The organism is Flavicella sediminum (assembly GCF_006381105.1).
In the GTDB taxonomy this organism is placed as follows: Bacteria; Bacteroidota; Bacteroidia; order Flavobacteriales; family Flavobacteriaceae; genus Flavicella; species Flavicella sediminum.
In genome coordinates this window covers 302553-324156 of the sequence record NZ_VDET01000007.1, presented here as the reverse complement: position 1 = coordinate 324156, position 21604 = coordinate 302553, and the positions used below count along the sequence as shown (strand labels likewise).

Genomic DNA, 21604 nt, shown 5'->3' with positions numbered 1-21604 from the left:
ATTTTAAATCAACTAAAAAGCCATCTTTTAAAGATGGCTTTTTTTATGCAGTAATATTTTTTAAATATTTTTTGTCAATATAAAAGGTTCCGAAAGGAACAATGGAGGCAGTAATAACGATAATTAAGGTGTCTATTCCCCATTTGGCTTTGAATTTATACACGATAGCAAAGAGCACATAGCTAATAAATAACAATCCGTGTAGCATTCCTACAATTTCTACCATTAATGGAGAGTCATACATGTATTTTAAAGGCATAGCAACACCAAATAATAAAAGAAGGGATACACCTTCGGCAACACTTACGGTTCTAAATAGTTGTATTAAATTCATGGTTTTCAATTTTAAGGACAAATATAGAAACTTAGCCGTTTTATTGCTGTTAAAAAAACGAATTATTTTTTATAAATAAGGTTTTTAAAAGCACAATAATTAAGCTTCTTATAACTGTTATTTATTTAATGGAATGCTTATATTTGCGCCCTATATTAAAGAATTTTAGAGCACAGGCATGAAGATATCATACAACTGGTTAAAGCAATTTTTAAAAATTGATTGGGAAGCAGAGAAAACAGGAGAGTTATTAACGGATTTAGGACTGGAAGTAGAAGGAATCGAAGTGATTGAATCTATCAAAGGAAGTTTGGCCGGAGTTGTTGTTGGTGAAGTGCTGACCTGTATAAAACATCCAAATGCAGATAAACTTAGTGTTACTACTGTAGATTTAGGAGAAAGTGAACCTGTACAAATAGTATGTGGAGCACCAAATGTGGCAGCCGGACAAAAAGTGGCTGTGGCAACAGTTGGGACTATTTTATATGATGAAAAAGGGGAAGGCTTTAAAATCAAAAAAGGAAAAATTAGAGGTGAGCAAAGTTTAGGAATGATTTGCGCTGAAGATGAACTTGGCTTAGGAAAAGGGCATGATGGAATCTTAGTTTTAGAAGATGCTTTCAAACCAGGAACTCCAGTTTCGGAAGTCTTTGAAATAGAAACGGATCAGGTTTTTGAAATCGGTTTAACGCCAAATCGTGCCGATGCCATGAGTCATTATGGTACCGCAAGAGATTTAAGAGCTGGATTGATTCAACAAGGAACATCTTTAGAATTAATTTCTCCTTCAGTAAGTAATTTTCATGTGGACGAACGTGTTTTAAAGTTTAAAGTCGATGTTGAAAATACCGATTTAGCGCCTCGTTATTGTGGAGTAACGATTATTGATGTAAAAGTAGAAGAATCTCCAGAGTGGATTAAAAATAAATTGAAAGCAATTGGTTTAGCGCCAATCAACAATATTGTAGATATTACCAACTATGTATTGCATGAATTGGGACAGCCTTTGCATGCGTTTGATGCAGCCAAGGTAAAAGGAAATAAAGTTAGAGTAAAAACTTTAGCTGCCGGAACAAAATTTACAACACTTGATGGTGTAGAAAGAGAATTGCACGAAGAAGATTTAATGATTTGTGATGGTGATTCAAATCCGATGTGTATTGCAGGTGTTTTTGGTGGTGAAGAATCTGGTGTTTCTGAAACAACAACTTCTATCTTTTTAGAAAGCGCGTATTTCAATCCTGTTTCTGTACGTAAATCGGCAAAACGTCATGCTTTAAATACAGATGCTTCTTTCCGTTTTGAAAGAGGAATTGATCCTAATTTTACAAAATACGCTTTGAGAAGAGCAGCTTTGTTAATTACGGAAATTGCAGGTGGTAAAATTGCTTCAGATATTATTGACCAGTATCCTAAAAAAATTGAAGATTTTGAACTGTTATTGTCTTACGACAATGTTTTCCGTTTGATTGGAGAAGAACTTCCGAAAGAAACCATAAAAAACATTTTAGCTTCTTTAGAAATTAAAATAAGCAGTGAAACTGAAGGAGGATTGGGCTTAACAGTTCCTTCATACCGAGTAGATGTACAAAGAGAAGCGGATATTATTGAAGAAATTTTGAGAGTATATGGCTACAACAATATTCAGTTTTCACATAAATTAAATACTTCAATTTCTTTTTCAGATTTTAATGGAGTAAAAGTTGAAAACATTGTGGCTTCGCAATTAAATGCGCAAGGATTTCATGAAATCATGTCTAATTCTTTAACAAAAGCAGATTATATAGCGCATTCTGAAAATTTGAATGAGGCAAATAATGTAGCGATGCTAAATCCTTTAAGTAACGATTTAGGCGTTATGCGTCAGTCTTTGTTGTTTAGCGGATTAGAGTCGGTTGCTTACAATATCAATAGAAAAAACAATTCGTTACAGTTTTTTGAATTTGGTAAAACCTACCATAAATTTGAGGCTAAATATGAAGAATTAAAGCATTTGGCTTTGTTTGTTTCAGGAAGTAGAACCAAAGAGTCTTGGACAACGGCCAATAAAAAATCAGATTTCTTTTATACAAAAGGAATTGTAAGTAGTTTGTTAGAAAGATTAGGAGCTACTGCCTTAAAAACGGCACCTACTAAAAATGATGTTTTCTCTGAAGGTATTACCTTGAGTTTGGGTAAAATTAAATTGGCTGATTTAGGAATTGTAAAAAAGTCGATTTTAAAAGATTTTGGAATCAAACAAGAAGTTTTATACGTCGATTTTAATTGGGACAATGTTTTAAAAATTGCTTCAAATAAAAAAATCAAGGTAAAATCGATGCCTAAGTTTCCTGCTGTAAAAAGAGATTTAGCTTTGTTGTTAGATAGTAGCTCTACGTTTTCAGAAGTGTACTCATACGCTTTTCAATCGGAAAGAAAATTACTAAAAGCCGTAGATTTATTTGATGTGTATGAAGGAGATAAATTGCCAGAAGGGAAAAAATCATATGCGGTAAGTTTTGTTATTCAAGATGAAGAAAAAACCTTGAACGAAAAACAAATCGAGAAAATTATGCAGAAATTGCAGGCTACTTTCGAAAAGAATTTAGGTGCAACTTTGCGATAAATAGAAAGTAAATACTATAAAAGGCTGTCAGGAATGACAGCCTTTTTTATGTAGAACACGTAACTAATTCGCCCTAGGGTGGTATTTTTCTACGACTTGTTTTAAATGACTTCTATCTAAATGCATGTAAATTTCTGTAGTAGTAATACTTTCATGTCCTAACATTTGTTGTATGGCTCTTAAATCGGCACCCCGTTCTAGTAAATGCGTAGCAAAAGAATGTCTAAATGTATGTGGACTTATTTTTTTCTTGAGCTTTGCCTCAATAGCCAAATTTTTAATAATGGTAAAAATCATTACACGTGTCAATTGTTTTCCTCGTCGATTTAAAAATAAGGTGTCTTCAAAACTTTTTTGAATGGGAACATGACAGCGAATGTATTCTATATAACTGCTAATTAATTGTTGAGTTTCATAACTTATGGGTACAAATCGTTGCTTGTCGCCTTTCCCAATAACTCGAATAAAGCCTTCTTCAAAAAATAAATCTGAAATTTGCAAAGTAATCAATTCGCTTACTCGGAGTCCGCAACTATACAAAGTTTCCAAAATAGTTCGGTTTCTTTCACCTTGGGGGTGACTTAAATCGATGGTGGAAATTAACAAATCAATTTCTTGAATGGATAAGGTGTCGGGGAGTTTTCTTCCTGTTTTTGGAGTTTCAATCAATTCGGTTGGGTTGCTTTCTCTGTATTTTTCAAAAACTAAATAATCAAAAAAATTACGCAGGCCAGAAATTAAGCGGGCTTGAGATTTTGGGTTGCTGACTTTTGAGGTTTCGTAAATAAAAGGAAGCAAGGTTTCTTTTTCAATTACTACAGGAGAAATAGAAATGGAATTTTCTTCTAAATAGGAAATTAATTTAAAAACATCACGCGTATAACTTTCAATAGTATTGGTCGAAAGTCCTCTTTCAATTTTTAAATAATGTCGATAATCCTTAACTAAATGTGTCCATTTCATAGTTGTAAAAGTAACAAAAGCCCTGTATTCTTTTGATGGAATGAAATTTTAATTTTATGTAATTTATCAGTAGTTAATCCCTTTAACATTCTTATTTTTGTGTGAAACTGAACGACTATTATGAAATTACTTGTTTTAAACGGACCTAATTTAAATTTATTAGGAAAAAGAGAACCCACAGTTTATGGTAATGTTTCATTTGAAGCTTACTTTGAAGAATTAAAGAATAAATTTCCGGAGATAGAGTTGGACTATTTCCAATCCAATCATGAAGGTGCTTTGATTGATAAATTGCATGAGGTAGGTTTTTCATATGAGGGAATCGTTTTTAATGCTGGTGCGTATACACATACTTCAGTAGCCATTGCAGATGCAATTAAAGGAATAGAAACGCCTGTGGTAGAAGTTCATATTTCGAATGTGCACCAAAGAGAAGAATTTCGTCATAAATCTTTTTTATCTCCGGTTTGTAAAGGAGTTATTTTAGGATTTGGATTGAAAAGTTATGAATTGGCAATAGAGAGTTTTAGCTAGATGAAAGAAGATAAATGGCTATTTGAAATTACGCCAAAAAACAATTTGTTAGATTTTAACTTTAAAGAAATTTGGAGTTATAGAGATTTATTATTTCTTTTTGTAAAAAGGGATGTGATCACACTTTACAAACAAACCATACTTGGGCCTTTGTGGTATTTAATTCAGCCCTTATTTACCTCTATTATTTTTACTTTAGTTTTTAACACCATTGCAGGAATAGAGACAGGATCAATACCTCCATTTCTGTTTAATTTGGCAGGGGTGACCATTTGGAATTATTTTAAAGAATGTTTGACGGCGACTTCCGATACCTTTAAGAAAAATGAGGCAATTTTTGGGAAAGTTTATTTTCCGAGAGTCATTATGCCCATATCAATTGTTATTTCTAATCTATTGAAATTTGGCATACAAATATTTATTTTTATTTGTTTTTATGCGTATTATTATTTTAACGGATATAACATTACACCCAACAAGTATATTCTATTTTTCCCTGTGCTAATTATTGCCATGGGAATGATAGGTTTGGGTTTAGGAATGATTATAAGTTCTATGGTTACCAAATATAGAGATTTAACTTTTTTGGTTGCTTTTGGTGTGCAATTACTGATGTATTTATCCGCGGTCATGTATCCATTAGATTTGATGAGAGATAAATTAAGTGATGGTTATGGTGGAGCCGATTATTCTTGGATAGTGGATTACAACCCAATTGCGCACTTAATTGAGTTTGGACGATTTATTTTGTTAAATGATGGAAACTATTCTGCTTTTGGAATTATGTATACGTCAGTATTTACTTTGTTTGTTTTCTTTTTGGGCTTGTTGATTTTTAATAAAACGGAAAAAACGTTTATAGATACAATTTAAAGATGGCAAAAGAAATCATATTAAAAATCGAAAATTTATCGAAACAATATCGTTTAGGAACTGTAGGAACAGGAACTATTAGTCACGATTTAAATCGTTTTCTTTCTAAAATTAGAGGAAAAGAGGATCCTTATTTAAAAATTGGTGAATCTAACGATAGAGCTGTAAAAGGCGATTCGGAATATGTTTGGGCCTTAAAAGACATTAGTTTTGAAGTAAGAAAAGGGGAGGTTTTAGGTATTGTTGGGAAAAATGGAGCAGGAAAATCTACCTTGTTGAAAATCTTATCTAAAGTTACTGGGCCAACTACTGGAAGCATCAAATCTAGAGGAAGAATTGCTTCTTTATTAGAGGTAGGTACAGGATTTCATCCTGAAATGACGGGGAAAGAAAATGTGTTTTTAAACGGAGCTATTTTAGGAATGACCAAAAAGGAAATTGGTTTAAAATTGGATGAAATCGTTGAGTTTTCTGGATGTACGCGCTATATTGATACCCCTGTTAAACGGTATTCTTCAGGAATGAAGGTGCGTTTGGCTTTTGCTGTTGCTGCTTTTTTAGAACCAGATATTTTGGTTGTGGATGAAGTTTTGGCAGTAGGAGATGCAGAATTTCAAAAGAAAGCCATTGGTAAAATGAAAGATATATCCAATGTAGGCGGACGAACAGTTTTATTTGTGAGTCATAATATGGCTTCTGTAAAAAGTTTGTGTGATCGTGCTATTGTACTAGAAAATGGAAGTGTTTCATTAGATGCGAATGTAGATGTTGCTATTAGTTATTATTTAGGGAAAAATGCCGGCAAACAGCAGTTTAAATCTGGTAAATATGAAAATGAAGTTTTCAAATTAAATACATTGGAAGTCGTATCAAGTACAAATAAAGATAAGCTTGTAGAAGATGACGACCTAACATTAATTACAAATTTAGATTTAAAAAACGTAAAAGAAGATACCTACCATATCACGTATCATTTGTCGAATGAATTAGGAGAAACCATGTTTTCTTTTAGTAGTAGCAATTATTTGAACTTGGTACAGGGAGAGAATATTGTAAAATGTCATTTTCCAAAATTATTCTTTCAATCGGGTCAATACTTTTTGTCCTTCTTCTTAATTAAAAACAGAAGCAAAGCGGTATTTATAGAAAAAGATATTGCCATGTTTAATATTATAGATCGGAAAAGAGAGTTAGGAACTTATATGGGCAAAGAACCAGGGTACATTAGGCCTCAATTTAAGTGGGAATAACTGCTGTAAACTGTTCTTTTAATTAAAGTAAATAAAATTAATGATTGTGGTTAATGGGAAGATTTGATGAAATATTCTAAAATAAAAAAAATAGCGATTTACAGTATTTGTTTTATACAGGTTTGTCTTATTTTCTTTTTATTAAATAAGGAAATCAAATATTTTAATTGGTCTATGTATCATATTCATGCTACATATAAATTAGATGTTTCTGTAAATGACACGATATTGGATGCAGGGAGTATTTATAGGCGTTATAAATTATATAAAAATGGTGAAGAATATAGATCTATTGGTCATATAAAAAGAAAAATTATTAATAGAGAAGAAATTTACGGGAAAGATGATGTTACGAAGGTGGTATTGATTTTTAACGAGAATAAGTCTGGAGTGAAAAAATGGGAATGGCAAAACAAATAAAAGAATATATACTTCTACCGAATAATGAGCAGGGAAGAATATCTTTTGCTGTTTTTCTATTGATAATATCTTTGCTATTTAGCATGCAATGGAGAGATTTGGGGACTGTTTATATTTGTGTATTTCCAGATTTGGAACTGTTCTTAAAGAGCTTTCCTTTACGAAAAATAACTCAAGGCCTATTTTTATTATTTTCAATAGCAATCATTTTTTCCTACAAAAAATATCTGTTTTCAACACTGACAGGTTTTTTGTTAATTGTCTGTATTTTTTTATCAGATTTACTCTATTCTTTTAACTTAGCAGCTGCGGCAATATTTTTAATAATAATGGGTTTGTCAGGAGGTAAGTCCAAGTATATTGCAATTCAACTAGCTATTATTTATTTTGGGGCATTTTTAGATAAGATATATCTTAAATCTTGGGTTTCAGGAGGGTTTATAGATTCTTTTTTTGAAAATCAAGTTATCTTTAAAGAACTTCTGAAATTGTTTAGTAAAGAGTTTTTAGTATGGCTGTTTACGATCCTTGCAATTGCAACAGAATTTATATTATGTGTTAGCTTTTTATTTAAGAGAACAAGAATTTATGGAATTGTTATAGGTTTACTTTTTCATTTTTTTACAACAATTTTTATGGAGCAGTTTTTTGGAATATTTTTAGTTGTTATCTTGGTTGTTTATTATTCATTAACACCTGATACTGCCAATCAAATAGGGAAACATAAGCGACCTTCATTTATTTACAACAAAGTAATGTTTACATTTTTTGTAGCTCTTTTGTCAATAAACACAGAGCTTATGACACTAGAATTTAAGCAGCTAATTCTCTTTTTGTTTGTGTTGATTCTTGTTCCAAGTAGTTTTAAGGATGTATTTAAATTATCAAAATATTTTAATTCAAATAAAAATATACTAAGCGAATGAAAAATGTTTTATTTCAATTTTTTCTATTAATTCTAGTGCTTTCAAACGTATATCAATCCGTTTTTAAGTACCACAAAAATATTTTTGATAAAATTAATACACCACTACTTATTTTTTCAATTATTTTAATCATATCCATTTTTAAGGAACGAGTAGCCTTAAAAAAGTATGGTAAGTTTTTTAAAGAAAAGTTTTCTATTGTTCCTCAAAAATTGAGATACATTGTGTACACAATCGCTATAGTGCAATTTTTTTGCTTGATGATTGGAGAAACATATTATCCATTTGCGGATGTAGGTATGTTTAAATGGGCTACTAGAGCACATACAAATGATAAAATTTATTCAAAGGCTTTTTATTATTTTAAGAAAGATGATGAAGTGAAAATTATCAACCTTAGGTCTGAACATACACCTTTTGGAAACAATCTCTTAGGTTGGAGATATAATCAAGATTATACTTTTTCGGCAAGTTATCACAATAGAGGTAAAAAAGAGAATTTTTACTTTTTAAAGGAAGCGTTGTTAGACAATCATAAAATAAATGAAACGGATACAATTAAAATAGGGGTTTTAACAGTTGACTTTTTTACAAAAAATGTTTTTTTTGAGACATTTAACGATCGTACTTTTAAAACAGAAAGGAATATTGCCAAGTATTATGATGAGTTGTACATTCCTGAATATTTAAAATAAATGCTTCACATGAATTTTTTTAATAGAATGAATCTCCCGAGTAATCCGTGCCAATTGGCCGTATTTAGAATATTGCTGGGGTTCTATATCATATATGCCGTTACAGGATCTGTATTTGATTTGTTGTTGGTTATTGATAGACCATTAGGTGTTCATGTTTTAATGCCAAAAGCAGTTCAGAATTTTATAGCAGATTATTGTATCCTTGGATTAAGAATTTCTACCGTACTATTTGCCTTTTTGTTGAGTTTAGGACTTTTTACAAAATATGTAACTAAAATTCTAACGGTATCTTTTTTATTATTGTTTAGTTTTTTTTACAAACATACTGATGTGCCAATTCATTGGTTGTACTGTTGGTTTCCATTAGTTGTTTTATCGTTTAGTAAACCCTCAGATGTTTTATCATTGGATAGTTTAATTCATAAAAGAAGTGTTGAGAATAGCACTAAATACACTTGGCCACGAGAATTGATTTTGGCATGGTTTGTTTATATTTATTTTTTTGCTGGTATTTCAAAAATTTTGCCACTGCGTAAATTTTTAATTTGGGTCAATGGTGAGACCTCTAGAGCAATTATTTACAATAGATATTTAGAAAGTCCTTTTCATTTTATTTTTGGAAAACCTTTTTTTGATTATTCAGAACCGTCCATTATTTTTTTAGCTTTGTCGGTTTTTGCAGTTTTATTAGAACTTTCTACAGTTGTGATGCTATTCACTAGAAAATATACCGTTATCGTTGTTACGTCATTAGTTTTAATGCATTTGTTTTTATATATGTGTGGTGTGGCAGGTTTTATGCAAACGGCTTTTTTGTTGGGGATTTGTTTTTTACCAAATAAATGGTTTGATTTTAAAAAAAGTAAATGAAAATATTATACGTAACAAGACATTTTAACCATAGCGGCTATCTAATTCTGAAAAGGTTGTTAGAAGAAGGATTTGATATTTCAGGAATTTTGCTTCATGAGGATGATGACAAACTAAGAAATTCTTTTTATCGTTTTTTTTACAAGCTTCAGTATTATTTACAATCCAAATATTATGGTTTTTCTAGGTTGAAGAATTTCAATTCAGAAGAAAGTTTAGCGAAAAAAAATAAATTAAATATAATTTATTCAAAATCAATAAAAAGTGATGCTTTTTATGAGGCATTAAAAGAATTGAACCCAGAAATTATTGTGTTAGGGGGCGGTTGGCACGAACTGATTCCTGAAAGAGTATATTCCTATCCCATTTATGGTTGTATCAATACACATCCTTCTTTATTGCCCGAATTTAGAGGAACTTCTATTACCCGTTGGCAAGTTTTACACGGTATTGAAAAATCTGGATCCACCATACATTATGTAGATGGAAAGTTTGATACTGGAGGCATGTTGGCCCAAAAAGAATTGCAATTAGGAAAGCTACATACTATTGGTCCGCAACAACTATTTTATAAATTAGGTGAGATTGGTGCCGATATTATGGTAGAATTATTGCATAAAATAAAAGTTGAAAGAAAAATTTTAAGTTCCAATGTCGTTGAACACAACCCAAAATATTATAATTATTTTAAACGATGGCGATGGGATGAGAAAAAACTTTTTGTAGATTGGAGCCAAACATTAAAAGAAATTCATTTTTTTGTGTTATCATGTACGCAAGAGCATTATAAATACCTTGGTCCCATTATTTATATAAATGGACAAACGTATTTTTTACGAAAAACAAGAGTATTAGAAAAAACAACAGCGAGTACTTTTGAAACAGATGAGTTGTATTGGGTAGAATTGGCAAATAAAAATTTAGCGCTGACGAAAAATTCATCAGAATATTTGTTAGAAGTATGCCAAATTCAAAAATACGAAGCAAATAAATCGCTTACGCATAGAGCGTTGAATCCGAAAAGGATTTTAAAAGAACAGATAAATAAAAGATTTTCAAATGAATAATCCTACAAGGAAAAACCAAGAAGCGATCTACAGAGAACTTTATACGAAGCATAAAGGCACGCCTATGGCTGTTAGTTCAGAATCTTTGGAACATAAAAAAATAAGGTTTAAAAATGTTTGCAATGTTTTTAAAGACGATCAAACAGATCTTACCGTTCATGAAGTAGGTATGGGCGTTGCGGATATGAATTTTTATATTCAAAATAAATTCGTTGATCAAGAAATTACCTACAGTGGCTCAGAAATATTAGAAGAATATGTAGCAGAAGCAAAGGCAAGATTTCCAGAAAATAAATTTTACCATCGTGATGTTGCAGAATCAAGTTTTGAAGATTCTTACGATTATGTACTCATCAGTGGTGTCTTTCATCAAAGAAGAGAAAACACCATCAAAGAATGGGAGTTGTTCAGTCAAAACATATTGAAGAACGCGTTTAAAATGTGTAAAAAAGGAATAAGTTTTAATTTCATTTCTCCTTTTGTCGATTTTTATCAAACACAGGTATACTACGCAAACTTACCGAAATTATTAAATTTTATCAATGACGACTTGAGTAGGTTTTTTGAAATAAAACACAATTATGCACTTTATGAATTTACGGTTCATGTGTATAAAGAAGATTATATAAAATCTTTACATCCGCAAACTGAGTTTTCAAAATACTTTAAAATATAAGGCTTCTATGAATATACTTTTAACAAGTGTTGGAAGAAGAGGGTATTTGGTAACCTACTTTAAAGAGGCGCTTAAAAAATTGGGGGGTAAAGTACATGTCTCAAATTCTTATGAAACCTGTGCCGGTTTTCAATTTGCAGATGCTACTTTTGTGAGTCCTCGTATTTATTGTGATACGTATATTCCAGAATTAATTCGCTATTGCATTCAGCATGAAATAAAAATTTTAATTCCTCTTTTTGATATCGACCTATTGGTCTTGTCGAAAGTAAAAAACAAATTCAAAGAAAAAGGCATACGAATCTTAGTTTCTGAACCAGAAATTGTTGAAATGTGTAACGATAAATGGTTGTCTTATCTATTTTTATTGAAAAATGATTTTGATACCCCAAAAACTTTTTTAGATATTGTTGAAGTATTGGACAATATAAAAGCTAAAAAACTAAACTTTCCTTTAATCGTAAAGCCAAGATGGGGCATGGGCTCTATTGGGGTTTATAAAGCCGAAACCAAAGAAGAATTACTCTTTTTTTATGAGTATATAAAAAAAGAAATTGAAAACAGCTATTTAAAATTTGAATCCAAATTAACTCCTAATGAAATGGTGCTGATTCAGGAAATGATTGTTGGAGAGGAATTTGGGCTGGATGTGATAAATAATTTGCAGGGTGACTATGTAAATACTTATTCGAAGTTAAAAATTGAAATGCGTTCTGGTGAAACAGATATAGCAAGGTTAGTGGAAAACGAAGCTTTGCAAAATTTGGGAAGTAAATTAGGAAAAACGCTAAAACATGTAGCCAATTTAGATGTTGACGTGTTGTTTGATGGCACTAATTACAAAGTTTTAGAAATGAATGCTAGGTTTGGCGGCGGCTATCCTTTTGCGCATATAGCAGGCGTAAATTTACCGAAAGCAATAGTTGCATGGCAATTAGGGAATGAAATTTCCTTAGAAAGCAAAGCTATTTCATACAAAACGCATTATAAAAATATAGATATTATCTAATGGAAAAAATAATGGTTTCGGTGGTATGCGTCGCTTTCAATCAAGAAAAATATATAGGGCAAGCGATTGAGAGTTTTTTAATGCAAAAACATGATTTTGACATTGAAATAATTATTCATGATGATGCGTCTACAGATACTACCCAAGCAGTCATAAAGAGCTACGTAGACAAATATCCAAACCTTATTAAAACGATATTTCAAAAAGAAAATATTTATTCTAAAGGAGACAAACCTTGGAAACATTGTCTCCAAAAAGCCAAAGGAAAATACATTGCTTTATGTGATGGCGATGATTATTGGTGTGACCCTTTAAAATTACAAAAACAAGTAGCTTTTTTAGAAGCAAATCCGGAATATGTGATTACTTCTCACAATGCTAAGTTGATCAATGAAAAGGGGGATCTTGTGAAAGCAAAGCAATTAAAGTTAACTAAGAACAGGTCCTATTCAGGACAAGAACTTAAAAATGGAGCCTTTTTGTTGACGCTTACGGTCATGTTTAAAAATGTAATAAATGAATTTCCAAAAGAATTTTTTCTTGTTTCAAATGGAGATACTTTTTTAATTGCCCTGTTAGGGAATCATGGAAAAGGCTATTTTACAACGGATGTAAAAGACGATGTTTATAGAGTGCATTCTAGGGGAGTGTGGAGTATGATTGATGAGTGTGAGAAATTTAAAAAGAAGTTTCAAACCTTTTTTTTAATGCATCAGTATTTTTATAAAACGGGAGATGCCACAAGTGCACAACATTATATAGGTGAAATGCAAAGAAGCTGGAGGATTTTGTTTCAAGAATATACGGTACCTGTCAATGAATTGTTTGTATTGTATATGAAATCTAAAAGTTATTTTAGTATTAAAAATAATAAGCTATTGATTAAAAGAATGATTGCTGCTTTTAAAATAAAAAAATAATCATGAACAATGTACCTGCAGTTTCTATAATCATACCTACCTACAATAGAGCTTATGTCATACGTGAAACCCTAGATTGTGTGCTAAGTCAATCATTTGCTAATTGGGAATGTGTCATTGTAGACGATTTTTCTACTGATGAGACAAATGAAATAGTATCTGACTATTGTAAAAAAGATTCGAGATTTGTATTTATTGAAAAAAATGTTGGTGATGTAAAAGGTGCCAGTGCCTCAAGAAATTTAGGAATTATGAATTCAAGAGGAGCTTTTATTAAATTTTTAGATTCAGATGATCTTATCGATGCCAATAATATAAAACTTCAATATGAAGACTTGGTAAATGAATCTCCTTATACAGCAAGTATTTGTAGATGGGCGGTTTTTTCAGATTCTATACGAAAAGCGGAAATAAAGACAAACATGACGTATTATAAAAACTTTTCTCCTGGATTAAAATTTCTTGAAAATTTAGGGGAAAGTAATTCATATATACCTCCTGTTTGTAACATGATCAATAGGCGTTTATTGGATGCAGCAGGTATGTGGGATGAAAGACTGTCTTTGAATGATGATGGAGAGTTTTTTGCAAGAATTTTTCTGAAAACCGAGAAAATTATTTTTACTCCAGACACACTTGGATATTATCGTAAAACAGAAAATAGTTTGAGTGTTTATGAACGTCCTAAATTGGCTAGTTTGGTATTGAGTTGGCAGTTAACAGAAAATCATATGCGTTCCTTTTTTAAAGAAAAAGAAAATATCTATGTAAGAAATTCAAAACGACGCATATTTACACATCTTAGAAATGATTATTTTTGGTTTTTAGTTAGTCATTTTTGGTTTTTTAGAGAGGTTTTTACATACAAATTCCTTGGAAAATTAAAATACATGATTTCAAAATAACCAAGGGAATGGTTGATAAATAAAATAATATCATAAGATACAGCTGTATCAATATAGACTCAATGAAAATATTTTTACCTTTTGAAGAAAGCAAAAATTTGTTCATTAAAGAAATACAAAATTTTTTTAATGGGACATTTTCGTATGGAGCATGTACAGATTACAACACAAGCTATGATATAGTCAATATTCATTGGCCTGAAGGTTTGTTTAAATGGGAAGAACCAACAGAAGTACAGCTTAGCACTTTAGAGTCACAGTTGTTATTTTGGAAAAAGCATTCAAAAATTGTAGTCGTTCTTCACAATGCTCATCCACATTATAACGATAGCAAACGTTTTGTGCAATTATACGATTTGGTATTAAGAAATGCCGATGGTATTATTCATTTAGGAAACTTTAGCAAAAACAAGTACGCTGCTAGGTATAAAAATGCGAATCATATAGTCATAGAACACCCATTGTACACGATGTTGCCAAATACTGTTTCTCGCAATGAGGCAAGAGAAAAACTAGGTATTTCGAAGAAATCAAAAGTAATATTAGTTTTTGGAGCCTTAAGATCTGCAGAAGAAGAAAAAATGGTTTTAAAAGCATTTCAGAAACTAAAACTCAAAGATAAAATATTGGTAATTCCCCGATTTTATTTTAATTTTTTAAACCAAAAAAATAGGTATATTAAAAAAATTGAAAAGAGCTTTTATGAATGGAATCCCAAGTATTTGTTACAACAACAGTACGTAGAAGATGAAGAGATTCAGGTTTATGCAAAGGCTGCCGATATTCTTTTAGTGGTAAGAAGAAACAACTTGAATTCTGGAAATATTTTTTTAAGTTGGAGCTTCCAACGAAATGTGGTAGCACCTGCAATTGCCAATATGGGAGAAGAAGTGGAAAATGTAGGAGGAAGTGTGTACGATCCAAATGACACAAAAAGCATGACAAAAGCAATTTTAGAAGCTGTACACACAAATTTTTCAGATTTAAACTTGAAAAAAATAAATGAGCATCATCCCAAAGTTATTGCAGAGAAATATTTTAATTTTTTTGAAACTGTAGCAAATGCAAAATAATCCTTTGGTATCTATCCTTATTCCCGCTTTTAATCGAGCCGCTTTATTACATGAAACGCTAGATTCTATTATTGCCCAAACCTATACAAATTGGGAGTGTATTGTCGTAGATGATGGTTCAACGGATGCAACCTTAAATGTTTTAAAAGTATATGCTCAAAAAGAGCCTCGCATTCAATATGCCAGTCGACCGACTACTAGACCTAAAGGAGCAAATGCTTGTCGGAATTATGCTTTTGAACTCTCTAAGGGGACCTATATTCAATGGTTTGATAGTGATGATGCCATGCATGCTGAAAAAATAGAAACCAAAGTCAAAGCCTTACAAAACACGGAATTTGATTTTGCGGTTTGTGAAGGGGTTGAATACAAAGATTCGTTTTCAAACGTGATTAGAAAATGGAATCAAATACATTCAAATCAAGTCTTAGAAGACCATATTACAGGAAAAGTAAATTTCCATACCAACGGACCTTTGTTTAAACGAAGCTTTTTAGCTGATAAGAAACTGTTTGATGAATCACTTATGCGAAAGCAAGAATGGGAGTTTTATTCTCGTTTATTAAGCCAGTCTACAAATTACAAACCCGTTTACAAAGCCTTGTATTTTTTTAGGAGTCATGAAGATAGCATGAATGGGAAAAATCATATTTCTACCTTAAAATCTAGAATCCACTCCAATCAATTGGTCTATACTTTGGTGAAAAATAATTTCAACAAAGAAAAAGTAGCGGAACTAAGAATACATTTTTTCTATAAATTTCTCTTACATTTCAAGTTGGCCAAGCAATCTAAAAACAAAAGTCTTATTTGGTTTTCTTTTAAAAGTCTATGGAAGCACTTAACTTTTAAAGATCTAATAAATGGTTTTTTTAAATTGTTTTCCAAGCCACAGATTCTAAAAAATATTTTTCGATCATGAGAATAGGGAACAATCCAGAAAAAACAAAGCACACAGAAATTCTATATAAAAAACATAGAATCATAATTCCTGTGTACATACCAGCCTCTAACGACGAATATTTTAAAAATTTATTGGAAGTTTATAAAACATCCATGGATTCTCTTTTTGCCACAATTGATGTAAATACTACGGTAATAACCATCATAAATAATAACTGTAAACAAGAAGTTACCGAATATATAAACAGTTTGTTAGCGCAAAAACTGATAGACAAACATGTTGTTTATCAAGAAAATTATGGAAAAGTATTTGCTATTTTATCTGAAGCAAGAGCTTCCTATGAAGATTTTATAAGCATTGCCGATGCGGATGTTTTTTACTTCAATGAATGGGAAAATAAAGTGTTTGAAATTTTTGAGGCTTTCGATCGTGCAGGTGTTGTAAGTCCAGTTCCATCTCCTCATTTAACATTTTACAACAATGTGTCATTATTCGGAAATTTGTTTCATTTCCCTAAAAAAGCCAATGTTGTTACAGCTGATTCTTTTAAGTTTTTAGAAGAGGGGACAAGCAATCCTGAAATTTTTAATCATAAGAAACAGAACTGGAAAAAGAAACAGTTTTATTTGGAAAAGCAACAAATCAAAGCCTGTGTAGGGAGTGGTCATTTTGTGGCAACCTATCGGAATGTTTTTAAAGAATTTGAATGTGTAAAACCTGTATATGTTTTTAAAAATGGCGATGAAAATTTTTATTTAGATCTTCAATTTGATCAATTAGGCTATTACAGATTGTCTACCCTAGAAACAAAAGCTTATCATTTAGGAAATACAATTCCTGAATGGACAAATACAGTGAAACACAAAGGAAGTAAAACGCTTATAAAAGCAACAAATAAAATAAAACATCGGTTTCATTTACCTCAATACTTTTTTAGAAAATTCATCTATAAAGTATTAAAAAAAATTAAATTCATTTAAAAAATATCCTATGTCTAATCAAATATATTGCATTGCTGAAATAGCGCAAGCCCATGACGGTAGTTTAGGAATGGCGCACGCTTATATCGATGCTGTTGCAAAAACGGGTTGTAATGCCATTAAATTTCAAACCCATATTGCGGAAGCAGAAAGTAGCATTCACGAACCCTTCAGAGTTAAGTTTTCTAAGCAAGACGAAACTAGAATGGACTATTGGAAACGTATGGAATTTAGTTTGGAGCAGTGGAAAGAAATAAAACAACATTGTGATGAAGTAGGACTAGCCTTTATGAGTTCTCCCTTTAGCAATGCTGCCGTCGATTTGTTAGAAGAATTAGGGGTACAACAATATAAAGTGGGTTCTGGTGAAGTGAATAATTTTGTGCTGTTAGAAAAAATAGCGCAAACAGGAAAGCCTGTAATTATTTCTTCGGGCATGAGTTCTTATGAAGAGTTGGACAAAACAGTTTCCTTTTTAAAATCTAGAAACGTTACATATTCAATTTTACAATGCACAACCGCTTATCCAACACAGCCCGAACAATTTGGACTGAACGTTATTCAACAATTAAAAGATAGGTATAAGGTGCCTATCGGTTTTTCCGATCACTCTTCAGCATTGGAAGCTTGTATTGCGGCGACTGCTTTAGGTGCTGAAATTTTGGAATTTCATGTGGTTTTCGATAAAGAAATGTTTGGCCCAGATGCAAAGGCTTCCTTAACCATGAAGGAAACCACACAGTTAGTCAAATCGGTAAATAATATTGCAACGGCCCTTCAAAACCCTGTAAATAAATCAGATAATTCAGCCTTTGGCAATTTAAAATCCATTTTTGAAAAATCACTGGCAATCAATAAAAATTTAAAAGCAGGTGATGTCCTCAGTTTTTCTGATTTAGAGACTAAAAAACCTAAAGGATTTGGTATCTTAGCTAGTGAATATGAAAATGTAATCGGTAAAAAGTTGAAGAGAGACATGTCTCAATGGGATTTTTTAAATGATGAAGATTTAATTGAATAATATGTCCATAAAAAAAATATGTGTTGTGGTTACAGCACGTCCTTCTTATAGTAGAATTAAAACAGCCTTAACAGCTATTAAAAATCACCCAAAATTGGAATTGCAATTAGTTATTGCAGGTTCTGCTTTGTTGGGGCGTTATGGAAATGCTGTCGATTTTATTGAAAATGATGGTTTTGTTATAGCCGAAAAAGTATTTATGGTTTTGGAAGGAGAAAATCCAACTTCAATGGCAAAAACGACAGGTTTAGGAGTGATGGAATTGGCCAATGTATTTTACCGTTTGCAGCCAGATGCTGTTGTAACCATTGCCGATCGATTTGAGACCATTGCCACAAGTATTGCTGCATCGTATCAAAACATCCCCTTAGTGCATATTCAAGGAGGAGAGGTAACTGGAAATATTGATGAAAAAGTACGTCATGCCAATACCAAATTAGCAGATGTGCATTTGGTGGCTTCTGAAGACGCCAAACAACGCGTTTTAAAAATGGGTGAAAATCCTGATATGGTTTTTAATACCGGTTGTCCTTCTATAGATTTGGCCGACGAAATACAAAATAGTCCCAAGTTAGATTTTGACCCTATTCAAAAATATGGAGGAGTAGGTGTTGAAATTAATTGGAAAGAAGAAGGGTATATTGTGGTGATGCAACATCCGGTAACAACAGAATATGCCTCTGCCAGAAAAGATGTTGAAGAAACTTTAAAAGCAGTTCACGAATTAAATATTCCTACGTTTTGGTTTTGGCCAAATGTAGATGCAGGTTCTGATGGAACTTCTGGAGGAATACGTTCCTTTAGAGAAAATCACCAACCAAAAAACATTCATTTTTTTAAGAACATGGAACCCAATGATTTTTTAAAATTATTGGTCAATAGTAAATGTTTGATAGGGAATTCTAGTGTTGGAATTCGAGAATGTTCTTATTTAGGTGTACCTGTTGTAAATATAGGAACTCGTCAAAATAAAAGAGAAAGAGGAAGCAATGTTTTAGATACAATTTATGATAAAAATGAAATCCTAAAAAGTATTCAAAATAGAATGACGACAAAAAATATTGTTTCAGAAAATATGTATGGTGATGGTAAGTCTGGGCAAAGAATTGCAAATATTCTTGCAGATACGGAATTTACATTTCATAAAACAATTGTATATTAATGAAAATATTAGGAATTATACCGGCTAGAGGAGGTTCTAAAGGAGTTCCTAGAAAAAATATTAAATTGTTAGGCAAGAAACCCCTGTTGCAATATACTTCAGAAATTGCCTTGGCTAGTGATCTTATAGATACACTAGTTTTGAGTAGTGACGATGAAGAAATTATGGTGGTGGCAAAAAGTTTGGGAATTGAAGTTCCTTTTAAAAGACCAATGGATTTAGCGATTGATACAGCACCCACCTTACCGGTGATTCAACATGCTTTGGCCTATTATAAAAATTTAGGAATTGAGTTTGAAGCGGTTTGTTTGTTACAAGTAACCAGTCCTTTTAGAACCGTTGAGTTTTTAAACCAAGCCATAGAAAAATTCAAAAAAGCGAATACCGATAGTTTGGTTTCTGTGCAAAAAGTGCCTCATGAATTCAACCCACATTGGGTGTTTGAACCGAATGCTTCGGGAAATTTAAAAATAGCTACAGGGGAAGAACAAATTATTTCAAGAAGACAAGATTTACCGATCGCTTACCATAGAGATGGGAGTATTTATATAACAAAAACGAATGTGATTTTAGAGCAAAATTCGTTGTATGGTGCCAGTGTCGCATATATAGAATCTCCTAAAGAAGCTTATGTAAATATAGATACCATGGCCGATTGGAAGAAAGCAGAAGTAGTATTAAAACAAATAAATAACTAAACATGTGTGGAATTGCAGGCATCATAGGAACCGGTGCAGAGGAAAGCTGTTTAGAGAAAATGTTGCAAAAACAGCAGCATAGAGGTCCCGATTTTACAGGAATGTGGAAAGAAGGTATGGCCGCTTTAGGACATAATAGACTTTCTATTCTAGATTTATCCTCCAACTCAAATCAACCTTTTGAAAGTAACTGTGGCAATTATAGATTAATTTTTAATGGTGAAATCTACAATTATATAGAGCTTAAAGAAGAACTTTCTTTTTATGATTTTAAAACTTCTTCGGATACAGAAGTTCTTTTGGCGAGTTATTTAAAATGGGGCAAAGATTGTTTAAAGCAGTTAAATGGTATGTTTTCTTTTGCCATTTGGAATAGAAAAGAAGAAAGCCTATTTGCTGCAAGAGATCGTTTTGGAGTGAAGCCTTTTTACTACCATAATTCAGAAGAAGCTTTTTATTTTGCTTCAGAAATTAAAACCTTACATGAAGCCAATATTCCTAAAAAACCGAATGAAGCCGTGTGGGCAAGTTATTTGGCTTATGGTTCATATGGCATGCCAAATGAAACGTTTTGGGATCAGATAGCGCAATTAGCAGGGGGACATTATTTAGAGTATAAAAATAAAACCTTAGCCATCAATAAATGGTATTTTTTTGAAGCTGCTATTGAAAAGCTGCAACAAAATAAGTTATCTTTTGAAGAAGCCAAAGCGCATTATAAAAAACTGCTGTTGGATAGTATTTTTATCCGATTTAGAGCAGATGTAGCTGTTGGTTTTAATATTAGTGGAGGTCTTGATAGTTCTACTTTGTTGGCTTTTGTGAATCAGTTGGAACAAGGGAAAAACATTGAAGCCTATACATTTTATACCGATGATGAACGGTATGACGAATTGCCATGGGTAGAGGAAATGATCGGATTGACGAAAAACCCTTTAAACAAAGTGCTGCTTAGTCCAGATGAAAAACTAGTTGAAAAAATAAATGCTATTATAGCTGTTCAAGATGAGCCATGTGGTGGAGTTCCAACGGTTGCTTATAGTGAAATATTTAAGAAAGCAAGAACTCAAAATACGTTGGTGTTGCTAGACGGTCAGGGAATGGATGAACAATGGGCTGGCTATGATTATTATACGCAAAACAACAACAATACCATACAGGGAGTTTCTAAATCGCCTTTTAGACCCAATATTTTAGAAGCCTCGTTTTTAAAGAAAGCGAAAAAACCGAAGTATCCTATTTTGTTTGACGATGAGGTATTAAACAAGCAATACAGAGATTTATTTTACACTAAAATTCCAAGAGCTTTACGTTTTAACGATCGTATTTCTATGGCGTATAGTACAGAGCTAAGAGAACCTTTTTTAGATTATCGTTTGGTAGAGTTTGCTTTTGCGCAGCCTTTGGAATACAAAATAAAAAATGGGGTTCAAAAATATTTGTTACGTGAATTGGTGGCTGAATATTTAAGTGATTCTATTACCTACGCTCCTAAAAGACCCTTACAAACGCCACAAAGAGAATGGTTGGGAGAGGAGCTTTTTACGGAAATTGAAAAAGCTGTAGAACACTTAAAACAAAGTGCTATTGCTGGCTGGTTTAATTTTGATGAGTTGGCAAAAGAATTGAAAAATTACAAAGAAGGAGATAGAGATGCTAGTTTTCATATTTGGCAATGGTGGAACACAAGCTTTTTAAATACAAAATCGAACTAAA

22 protein-coding genes are annotated in these 21604 nt (G+C 31.9%); 20 read left to right on the top strand and 2 right to left on the bottom strand.

The genetic code is table 11. From position 1 onward, the window contains the following. Nucleotides 1-43 precede the first annotated feature (43 nt). The gene (locus FGM02_RS09345; protein WP_139958100.1) at nucleotides 44-334 is read right to left on the bottom strand and encodes a DUF3817 domain-containing protein; all 291 of its coding nucleotides are present in this window, start codon (nucleotides 332-334) and stop codon (nucleotides 44-46) included. Between the two features lie 178 nt (nucleotides 335-512). Here FGM02_RS09345 and pheT point away from each other — a divergent pair, with 178 nt between their 5' ends. Next, nucleotides 513-2939, top strand: coding sequence for a phenylalanine--tRNA ligase subunit beta (gene pheT, locus FGM02_RS09340; protein WP_139958099.1), 2427 nt, complete (start codon nucleotides 513-515; stop codon nucleotides 2937-2939). Nucleotides 2940-3002: 63 nt separating this feature from the next. Here pheT and xerD read toward each other — a convergent pair whose 3' ends face one another. Then, nucleotides 3003-3902 (bottom strand): site-specific tyrosine recombinase XerD, encoded by a 900-nt coding sequence (gene xerD, locus FGM02_RS09335; protein WP_139958098.1) that lies wholly within the window; start codon nucleotides 3900-3902, stop codon nucleotides 3003-3005. Between the two features lie 120 nt (nucleotides 3903-4022). On the opposite strand from xerD, the gene aroQ reads away from it, so the two are divergent. From aroQ to asnB, 19 genes are all read left to right on the top strand, one after another. After that, complete coding sequence (aroQ, locus tag FGM02_RS09330) at nucleotides 4023-4436, top strand: type II 3-dehydroquinate dehydratase (protein WP_139958097.1); 414 nt, start codon at nucleotides 4023-4025, stop codon at nucleotides 4434-4436. After that, nucleotides 4437-5309, top strand: a complete 873-nt coding sequence (locus FGM02_RS09325; protein ID WP_139958096.1) for an ABC transporter permease — start codon at nucleotides 4437-4439, stop codon at nucleotides 5307-5309. Between the two features lie 2 nt (nucleotides 5310-5311). After that, on the top strand, nucleotides 5312-6559 hold the full coding sequence (locus FGM02_RS09320) for an ABC transporter ATP-binding protein (protein ID WP_139958095.1): 1248 nt from the start codon (nucleotides 5312-5314) through the stop codon (nucleotides 6557-6559). A gap of 66 nt (nucleotides 6560-6625) precedes the next feature. Beyond that, nucleotides 6626-6979: a hypothetical protein gene (locus tag FGM02_RS09315; protein ID WP_139958094.1), complete on the top strand. Its 354-nt coding sequence runs from the start codon at nucleotides 6626-6628 to the stop codon at nucleotides 6977-6979. Next, nucleotides 6964-7905: a hypothetical protein gene (locus tag FGM02_RS09310; protein WP_139958093.1), complete on the top strand. Its 942-nt coding sequence runs from the start codon at nucleotides 6964-6966 to the stop codon at nucleotides 7903-7905. The genes FGM02_RS09315 and FGM02_RS09310 overlap by 16 nt, the downstream gene beginning before the upstream one ends. Nucleotides 7906-8165: 260 nt before the next feature. Beyond that, nucleotides 8166-8600, top strand: a complete 435-nt coding sequence (locus FGM02_RS18185; RefSeq protein ID WP_139958092.1) for a hypothetical protein — start codon at nucleotides 8166-8168, stop codon at nucleotides 8598-8600. 9 nt (nucleotides 8601-8609) lie between these two features. Then, nucleotides 8610-9473 (top strand): hypothetical protein, encoded by an 864-nt coding sequence (locus FGM02_RS09300; protein ID WP_139958091.1) that lies wholly within the window; start codon nucleotides 8610-8612, stop codon nucleotides 9471-9473. After that, nucleotides 9470-10540 (top strand): methionyl-tRNA formyltransferase, encoded by a 1071-nt coding sequence (locus tag FGM02_RS09295; protein WP_139958090.1) that lies wholly within the window; start codon nucleotides 9470-9472, stop codon nucleotides 10538-10540. The genes FGM02_RS09300 and FGM02_RS09295 overlap by 4 nt, the downstream gene beginning before the upstream one ends. Beyond that, the gene (locus FGM02_RS09290; RefSeq protein WP_139958089.1) at nucleotides 10533-11216 is read left to right on the top strand and encodes a class I SAM-dependent methyltransferase; all 684 of its coding nucleotides are present in this window, start codon (nucleotides 10533-10535) and stop codon (nucleotides 11214-11216) included. The genes FGM02_RS09295 and FGM02_RS09290 overlap by 8 nt, the downstream gene beginning before the upstream one ends. Nucleotides 11217-11223: 7 nt before the next feature. Further along, nucleotides 11224-12225 (top strand): ATP-grasp domain-containing protein, encoded by a 1002-nt coding sequence (locus FGM02_RS09285; RefSeq protein ID WP_139958088.1) that lies wholly within the window; start codon nucleotides 11224-11226, stop codon nucleotides 12223-12225. Further along, on the top strand, nucleotides 12225-13145 hold the full coding sequence (locus FGM02_RS09280) for a glycosyltransferase family 2 protein (RefSeq protein WP_139958087.1): 921 nt from the start codon (nucleotides 12225-12227) through the stop codon (nucleotides 13143-13145). Before FGM02_RS09285 ends, FGM02_RS09280 begins: the two co-directional genes overlap by 1 nt. A gap of 2 nt (nucleotides 13146-13147) precedes the next feature. Next, on the top strand, nucleotides 13148-14050 hold the full coding sequence (locus FGM02_RS09275) for a glycosyltransferase family 2 protein (RefSeq protein WP_139958086.1): 903 nt from the start codon (nucleotides 13148-13150) through the stop codon (nucleotides 14048-14050). A 62-nt stretch (nucleotides 14051-14112) separates the two neighbouring features. Then, nucleotides 14113-15123, top strand: coding sequence for a glycosyltransferase family 4 protein (locus FGM02_RS09270; RefSeq protein WP_139958085.1), 1011 nt, complete (start codon nucleotides 14113-14115; stop codon nucleotides 15121-15123). Continuing rightward, nucleotides 15113-16045 (top strand): glycosyltransferase family 2 protein, encoded by a 933-nt coding sequence (locus FGM02_RS09265; RefSeq protein ID WP_139958084.1) that lies wholly within the window; start codon nucleotides 15113-15115, stop codon nucleotides 16043-16045. The genes FGM02_RS09270 and FGM02_RS09265 overlap by 11 nt, the downstream gene beginning before the upstream one ends. Beyond that, nucleotides 16042-17007 (top strand): glycosyltransferase family A protein, encoded by a 966-nt coding sequence (locus FGM02_RS09260; protein ID WP_139958083.1) that lies wholly within the window; start codon nucleotides 16042-16044, stop codon nucleotides 17005-17007. The genes FGM02_RS09265 and FGM02_RS09260 overlap by 4 nt, the downstream gene beginning before the upstream one ends. A gap of 10 nt (nucleotides 17008-17017) precedes the next feature. Beyond that, a complete protein-coding gene (locus FGM02_RS09255) occupies nucleotides 17018-18028 on the top strand; it encodes an N-acetylneuraminate synthase family protein (RefSeq protein ID WP_139958082.1) in 1011 nt (336 codons plus the stop codon). Between the two features lies 1 nt (nucleotide 18029). Then, the gene (gene neuC / locus FGM02_RS09250; RefSeq protein WP_139958081.1) at nucleotides 18030-19190 is read left to right on the top strand and encodes a UDP-N-acetylglucosamine 2-epimerase; all 1161 of its coding nucleotides are present in this window, start codon (nucleotides 18030-18032) and stop codon (nucleotides 19188-19190) included. Further along, nucleotides 19190-19888 (top strand): acylneuraminate cytidylyltransferase family protein, encoded by a 699-nt coding sequence (locus FGM02_RS09245; protein WP_139958080.1) that lies wholly within the window; start codon nucleotides 19190-19192, stop codon nucleotides 19886-19888. The genes neuC and FGM02_RS09245 overlap by 1 nt, the downstream gene beginning before the upstream one ends. 2 nt (nucleotides 19889-19890) lie before the next feature. Next, a complete protein-coding gene (gene asnB / locus FGM02_RS09240; RefSeq protein WP_139958079.1) occupies nucleotides 19891-21603 on the top strand; it encodes an asparagine synthase (glutamine-hydrolyzing) in 1713 nt (570 codons plus the stop codon). The last annotated feature ends 1 nt before the right edge of the window (nucleotide 21604 follow it).

Excerpts from the sequence above, each read along its gene's own strand:
- FGM02_RS09300 (WP_139958091.1), top strand. The coding sequence starts at position 8,610 with ATGAATTTTTTTAATAGAATGAATCTCCCGAGTAATCCGTGCCAATTG.
- FGM02_RS09295 (WP_139958090.1), top strand. The coding sequence starts at position 9,470 with ATGAAAATATTATACGTAACAAGACATTTTAACCATAGCGGCTATCTA.
- FGM02_RS09290 (WP_139958089.1), top strand. The coding sequence starts at position 10,533 with ATGAATAATCCTACAAGGAAAAACCAAGAAGCGATCTACAGAGAACTT.
- xerD (WP_139958098.1), bottom strand. The coding sequence starts at position 3,902 with ATGAAATGGACACATTTAGTTAAGGATTATCGACATTATTTAAAAATT.
- FGM02_RS09315 (WP_139958094.1), top strand. The coding sequence starts at position 6,626 with ATGAAATATTCTAAAATAAAAAAAATAGCGATTTACAGTATTTGTTTT.
- FGM02_RS09255 (WP_139958082.1), top strand. The coding sequence starts at position 17,018 with ATGTCTAATCAAATATATTGCATTGCTGAAATAGCGCAAGCCCATGAC.
- asnB (WP_139958079.1), top strand. The coding sequence starts at position 19,891 with ATGTGTGGAATTGCAGGCATCATAGGAACCGGTGCAGAGGAAAGCTGT.
- aroQ (WP_139958097.1), top strand. The coding sequence starts at position 4,023 with ATGAAATTACTTGTTTTAAACGGACCTAATTTAAATTTATTAGGAAAA.
- FGM02_RS09345 (WP_139958100.1), bottom strand. The coding sequence starts at position 334 with ATGAATTTAATACAACTATTTAGAACCGTAAGTGTTGCCGAAGGTGTA.
- FGM02_RS09285 (WP_139958088.1), top strand. The coding sequence starts at position 11,224 with ATGAATATACTTTTAACAAGTGTTGGAAGAAGAGGGTATTTGGTAACC.
- FGM02_RS09260 (WP_139958083.1), top strand. The coding sequence starts at position 16,042 with ATGAGAATAGGGAACAATCCAGAAAAAACAAAGCACACAGAAATTCTA.
- FGM02_RS09270 (WP_139958085.1), top strand. The coding sequence starts at position 14,113 with ATGAAAATATTTTTACCTTTTGAAGAAAGCAAAAATTTGTTCATTAAA.
- FGM02_RS09320 (WP_139958095.1), top strand. The coding sequence starts at position 5,312 with ATGGCAAAAGAAATCATATTAAAAATCGAAAATTTATCGAAACAATAT.
- FGM02_RS09310 (WP_139958093.1), top strand. The coding sequence starts at position 6,964 with ATGGCAAAACAAATAAAAGAATATATACTTCTACCGAATAATGAGCAG.
- FGM02_RS09265 (WP_139958084.1), top strand. The coding sequence starts at position 15,113 with ATGCAAAATAATCCTTTGGTATCTATCCTTATTCCCGCTTTTAATCGA.
- pheT (WP_139958099.1), top strand. The coding sequence starts at position 513 with ATGAAGATATCATACAACTGGTTAAAGCAATTTTTAAAAATTGATTGG.
- FGM02_RS09245 (WP_139958080.1), top strand. The coding sequence starts at position 19,190 with ATGAAAATATTAGGAATTATACCGGCTAGAGGAGGTTCTAAAGGAGTT.
- FGM02_RS09275 (WP_139958086.1), top strand. The coding sequence starts at position 13,148 with ATGAACAATGTACCTGCAGTTTCTATAATCATACCTACCTACAATAGA.
- neuC (WP_139958081.1), top strand. The coding sequence starts at position 18,030 with ATGTCCATAAAAAAAATATGTGTTGTGGTTACAGCACGTCCTTCTTAT.
- FGM02_RS18185 (WP_139958092.1), top strand. The coding sequence starts at position 8,166 with ATGATTGGAGAAACATATTATCCATTTGCGGATGTAGGTATGTTTAAA.
- FGM02_RS09280 (WP_139958087.1), top strand. The coding sequence starts at position 12,225 with ATGGAAAAAATAATGGTTTCGGTGGTATGCGTCGCTTTCAATCAAGAA.
- FGM02_RS09325 (WP_139958096.1), top strand. The coding sequence starts at position 4,437 with ATGAAAGAAGATAAATGGCTATTTGAAATTACGCCAAAAAACAATTTG.